5 protein-coding genes are annotated in these 5,074 nt (G+C 66.1%); 1 reads left to right on the forward strand and 4 read right to left on the reverse strand.

Annotated features, from left to right (window positions below; genetic code table 11):
• Window positions 1–1,026: 1,026 nt before the first annotated feature.
• From H582_RS0117020 to H582_RS30275, 3 genes are all read right to left on the reverse strand, one after another.
• Window positions 1,027–2,247, reverse strand: coding sequence for an NAD(P)/FAD-dependent oxidoreductase (locus tag H582_RS0117020; protein WP_028599476.1), 1,221 nt, complete (start codon window positions 2,245–2,247; stop codon window positions 1,027–1,029).
• 160 nt (window positions 2,248–2,407) lie between these two features.
• Window positions 2,408–2,611, reverse strand: coding sequence for a hypothetical protein (locus H582_RS0117025; RefSeq protein ID WP_043111523.1), 204 nt, complete (start codon window positions 2,609–2,611; stop codon window positions 2,408–2,410).
• A 13-nt stretch (window positions 2,612–2,624) separates the two neighbouring features.
• Window positions 2,625–3,119, reverse strand: coding sequence for a YtxH domain-containing protein (locus H582_RS30275; protein ID WP_052333375.1), 495 nt, complete (start codon window positions 3,117–3,119; stop codon window positions 2,625–2,627).
• 195 nt (window positions 3,120–3,314) lie between these two features.
• Here H582_RS30275 and H582_RS28195 point away from each other — a divergent pair, with 195 nt between their 5' ends.
• Complete coding sequence (locus H582_RS28195; protein ID WP_052333376.1) at window positions 3,315–4,403, forward strand: asparaginase; 1,089 nt, start codon at window positions 3,315–3,317, stop codon at window positions 4,401–4,403.
• Between the two features lie 65 nt (window positions 4,404–4,468).
• Here H582_RS28195 and H582_RS0117040 read toward each other — a convergent pair.
• On the reverse strand, window positions 4,469–5,074 hold a 606-nt coding region (locus H582_RS0117040), incomplete at its 5' end, for a helix-turn-helix transcriptional regulator (RefSeq protein WP_028599478.1).

A 5,074-nucleotide genomic window follows, 5' to 3' on the forward strand; every position in this document is an offset into this window, starting at 1 on the left:
CCTTTGGTCTCGGAGGCGCGAAATCGAGCCCGTAAGTCGAAAAAATCGAGTTAGCCGGCGCTTGGGGCGCGAAGTCGAGTCAGTAAGTCGAAAAAATCGAGTTAGCAGGCTCTTGGGGCGTGAAGTCGAGTCAGTAAGTCGAAAAAATCGAGTTAGTTGGAATGCGGGTCGGAGGAAGGGAGCGCAGTTACGCGGAAAAACCGAGCAACTCGGGTAGGAGAAGGCCCAAGCGGTCGGAGTTACACGGAAAAACCGAGCAACTCGGGTGAGAGGAGGCCCAAGCGGTCGGAGTTACGCGGAAAAACCGAGCAACTCGGGTGGGAGGAGGCCCAAACGGACGCAGTTACGCGGAAAAACCGAGCAACTCGGGTAGGAGGAGGCCCAAACGGTCGCAGTTACGCGGAAAAACCGAGCAACTCGGTCGTGCAGACGGACAGGGGCGGTAGCAATTAGTCAGCGGAGCGGGTTGGATGAGCTTTTGCTTGCAAGGGCGGAGGCCTCCTCGCGAAGAAGCAACGTAGGCTCAAGGACCAGCAGTGAAGCGAACGGGGAGCTCGTGGAGAAGCGGCAGCGGTTCCCTTGGAGGCCGGATTCCACCCCAGCTGGGGAATGGGATCAAAGGAATCTGGGCTCCAGGGAGATCGGAACGAGCCCCCGTCCCGCGAAGCGAATACGGTCCTGGCCTGCGTTCGCGAAGCGATTACGGTCCTGGCCTGCCCCCGCGAAGCGAATACGGTCCTGGCCTGCCTTCGCGAAGCGAATACGGTCCTGGCCTGCCTCCGCGAAGCGAATACGGTCCTGGCTCCGCCCCCGCGAAGGGATCGCGGTCCTGGCTCCGCCCCCGCGAAGGGATCCCGGTCCTCCCCCGCCTCCGCGAAGGGATCGCGGTCCTGCCTCCGTCCCGCGAAGGGATCGCGGCCTGCCCCCGTCCCGATCCGCCGATCCGTGAAAGCGGGCCGGGCCTTCCGCCGATTTTGCTCTTTTCGTCTTGCAGCCCCCGTCCCGCTCGGTTGCACCGCTGAGCAGCTACTGAAGGGAGGGGCGGGAAAGCCCGACAATGGCCTCCATCGGATGCGACTCGCCCCGGATCAGATCGCGAAGCAGATGCGCCGCCATCATGCTGTAGACGGTGCCGTTGCCGCCGTAGCCGAGGCAGTAATAGACGCCGTCGCGCTCCGGATCGCGGCCGATGAACGGCAGGTTGTCCCGCGACTCGCCGAAGGCCGCGCTCCACTCGTAGTCGAGCGTGCTGTCGAGCATGGGGAACAGCTCCGCCAGCTGCCGAGACAGCTTGGCGATCCGCTTCTGGCGGGCCGCCTCGCCCTGCACCGGGTCGGGACGCTCCTCGTCGAGGCCGCCGATGACGATCCGGCCGTCGACGGTCGTGCGCAGGTACAGGTACGGCCGCGCCGTTTCCCACAGCATCATCCCTTGATGCCAGGGCTCCAGCGACTGCTGGACCGGCGTCACGCCGGCAAAGGAGCGGTTGATCGCGGCCTTGATCAGCTGCCCGCGCAGCTCCTCCGGCTCGTAGCCGACCGCATAGATGACATGCTTCGCCTCGATGCTCGCGCCGTCGGCCGTCTCGAGCACCTGCTTGCCGCCGTTCAAGCGGTGGAGCGCGATCTCCGTCCGCTCGCAGATGAGCAGTCCCGCATTCACCGCGGCGTTCGCCATCGCTTGCACGAACTGGAACGGATTCACCTCCGCGTCGCCGGCTGTGACGATCGCGCCCGGCTTGGAGAACGGGAAGCGGGAAGCGATGTCCTGCGGCTCCCAAAAATGGACCGGGAAGCCGTGTTCCCGCAGCGCCTCGTATTCCTTGCGCAGCTTGGGCAGATCCTGCTCGCTGCTGGCATAGTAAAGGCTGCTCCGGCGGCGGAAGCCGATGTCTCCCGGCAGCGTGGAGGCGGTCAGAGCCAGCTGCTCGACGGCATGCAGGCATTCCCGGTAGAAGCGCACGGCGTCGGTGCGGCCGATCTGCTCGATCAGCTCCGTCAGCATGACGTCATTGGAAAATTGCAGCAGCCCCGTATTCGCCGACGTGCTCGCTCCAGCTACGGCATCCCGCTCCAGCACGCAGGCGGAAATGCCGCTGCGCGCGAGCACGAGGCCGCAGCAGATGCCGGACATCCCGCCGCCGATGATGGCGACTTCGACTTGCTGCTTGCCCGCCAGAGGCGGATAGGACTCGACATGGGTCATCGTCAGCGGCCAAAACAGCTTGCCGGCATGGTGGTCGTTCATGGACAGATCATCTCCTGGTCATAATATAGCCCATCCGGCGAATCGGCTATGCGCGGTTATCGCGAGCGCCCGCTCCCGACATCGGGACCGGGCAAGCGGCAAAAGCCCCGCCCTCATCCATGAATAGATGGATGAGGGCGGGGCTTCGCAGAGCGCGGCTTTACTCCTGGACGGGATCGGGCACGAGTCCATCCTGCTCGAGCTCGGCATTGGTGCGCACGCGCTCCATGTCGTTGCCGAGCCGCTTCATGTCATCCACGTCCTGTACCATCGACCCGTTCTCGGCCTCGTCGACGTCCCGGTGGGGAGCGCCGGCCTGTCCGTCGCGGATCGGACCATTGTCCTTGGATTCAGGGCTGCTCATCGGAATCGCTCCTTTAGTTGGAGAAGCCGGCTCCGCTGCTGTCGTTCTTGAACACGTTGGCGGAAGCCTGCGCGTCCTTCTTGTTCGCCTCGGCCTCTTCCTTGATGTTGTCGACGTGGCGGCTCGCTTCGGAAGACACCTGCTGGGCATGATCCTTCACGTCCGCGATCGCTTCCTTCGTCTCGGAGACTGCCGTCGCCGCCGTCTCCTTGATGGCGTCCTGATGGACGAGAGCCGCTTCCTTCGCCTTGGCGGCGAGCTCCTGCACCTTGGTGCCGATAGCGGAAGCCTTTTCGCCGGCTACGGCGGCCGTCGACTTGGCCTGCTCGGCGAGCAGCGCGCCTTGCTTCTTGGCGTAATCCGCCGCGTCCGAGGACTTGCGGGCCAGATCCGTACGGAGCTCCTTGCCCGATTTAGGGGCGAACAGGAGGGCTGCCGCCGCGCCGATCGCGCCTCCGATCAGAATGCCTTTCGTTACGCCTCCGCCTTTAACGGTTTCGTTTGCCATGACCGTTCATCTCCTTTAATTCGTCGTTGAAGATAGATAACCGCTATTCGTTTCGTTGAAACGAGTACGGTGGTGCTTGGACGAATCGGACTGGTATAATGGATTGCCGGCTGCTCGGACGTCACCCGTCCGAGGAATCGGGAATACATCGGTAGAAGATCATCGGCACGATCAAAGAAAGGAAGCCTGACGCAGATGGACTACACGCAACAGCATCATCCCGGCGTGCCTCTCTCCGGCACGACGCGAGGACAATGGGCTGAAAACATCCATACCGGCCGCATCGCGGTCGTCGACGCCTCGGGCCGCCTGCTGGCAGCCGCAGGCGATCCCTACGCCGAGGCGTTCATGCGCTCGACCGCCAAGCCGGTGCAGGCGGCTCCGTCCATCGCGGCCGGCCTCATGGAGCGCTTCGGGCTCCCGGAGGAGGCGATCGCCCTCATGTCGGCCTCGCATCGCGGAGCGCCGGAGCATATCGCGCTGCTGGAGCGCATGCTGGAGCTGACGGGAGTGCGGGAGGAGCAGCTCGCCTTCCACGACGACCTGCCGCTCGGACGGCATGAGCGCGACGAGGCGATGCGGGCCGGAGCCGCGCCGCGCAAGCTGTATCATACCTGCTCGGGCAAGCATGTCGGCCTGCTCGCTTACTGCCGGATGATGGACTGGCCGCTCGAAGGCTACACGAACCCGGAGCATCCGCTGCAGCAGCGGATGCTGGAGGCCGTCGCAGCGTTTGCGGATCTGGAGCCGGAAGAGATCGGCCGCGCGGTCGACGGCTGCGGCTTGCCGGTATTCCGGCTGCCGCTCGAGGCGATTGCGCTGACGTACGCGCGGCTCGCGCTGCCGGAAGCCGCGATGGCGGACGACGAGGCGCTGCCCGCCGCCAGGCGCGTCGCGGAGGCGATGCTGGCGCATCCCGCCCTCGTCGAGGGCGAGGGCAGGCTCGCGAGCGTGCTGCTGGAGCATGGCATTCTCGCAAAAAGCGGCGCCCAGGGGATGTTCGCGCTGGCGATTCCGCAAGCCGGAATCGGCGCGGCGATTCAAGTCGACGACGGCGGAGAATCCGCCTGGCCGGTCATCGCGGCGGAGCTGCTCGACCAGCTGCGCGGCAGCCTGGACCTCGCCGGGGTGCTCCCGGAGGATCGGATCGACTTGGAGCGGCTGCTGTCCGCTGCGGCCGAAGGCGTGCGGGCCCAGTTCCCGGAAGTGATGGTCAGCTCGACGGGCGTCGAGACCGGCCGGCTGCGGCCGGCCTTCGAGCTCGAATGGAGCAGCGGCTTGTAAAGGAAGAAGCTGTCCCGGGCGGGACAGCTTCTTTTTGCGGACTGCAATCCAAAGCGGGATGGAGGTCAGGAGCCCCATACCGACTGCCTGTACTCGCTCGGCGATTCGCCGTAGAAGCGGCGGAACTGCCGCGAGAAATAAAGCGCGTCCTGCAGGCCGACGGAGGAGGCGATCTGCTCGACCGTCAGATCCTTGCGCTCGCGCAGCATGAGCCGGCCTTTGTCGATGCGCAGCCGCAGCAGGTACGAGACCGGCGTCGCGCCGGTATGGCGCTTGAACACGCGGGACAGGTACGCGCGGCTGTAGCCGAGCGACTCGGCGATGCCTTCCATCGTAACGGGCTCGGCATACTGCGTCGACAGCAGCCGCAGCAGCGCGCGCACGAGCGCGTTGTCCTCCTCCGCGCCGCCCGGCGCATCGCCGGGCTCGTCGCGGCGCGCGCAGGCGCGGGCGATCTCGCCGAGCGCCAGCTGCAGGCCGCCCGCCGCGGCGAGCTGCGCTCCCGCCGGCTGGCGCAGGGCGTCCATCGCCAGCCGCAGGGCGGCGGCCGGCCGGCGGCTGCGCCCCGTATCGGCGACCGTCCGGCCCGCGCCGAAGGCGGAGGCCGCCTCGGCCGCCCAAGGCCCGCGAAAGGCGATCCAGCGGTACGCCCACGGATCGGCGCGGTCGGC

Source organism: Paenibacillus pasadenensis DSM 19293 (assembly GCF_000422485.1).
Classification (GTDB): Bacteria; Bacillota; Bacilli; order Paenibacillales; family Paenibacillaceae; genus Paenibacillus_O; species Paenibacillus_O pasadenensis.

What these genes read in the sequence shown, in the direction of transcription:
- H582_RS0117020 (WP_028599476.1), bottom strand. Translation starts at nt 2,247, where the DNA reads ATGAACGACCACCATGCCGGCAAGCTGTTTTGGCCGCTGACGATGACC.
- H582_RS30275 (WP_052333375.1), bottom strand. Translation starts at nt 3,119, where the DNA reads ATGGCAAACGAAACCGTTAAAGGCGGAGGCGTAACGAAAGGCATTCTG.
- H582_RS28195 (WP_052333376.1), top strand. Translation starts at nt 3,315, where the DNA reads ATGGACTACACGCAACAGCATCATCCCGGCGTGCCTCTCTCCGGCACG.
- H582_RS0117025 (WP_043111523.1), bottom strand. Translation starts at nt 2,611, where the DNA reads ATGAGCAGCCCTGAATCCAAGGACAATGGTCCGATCCGCGACGGACAG.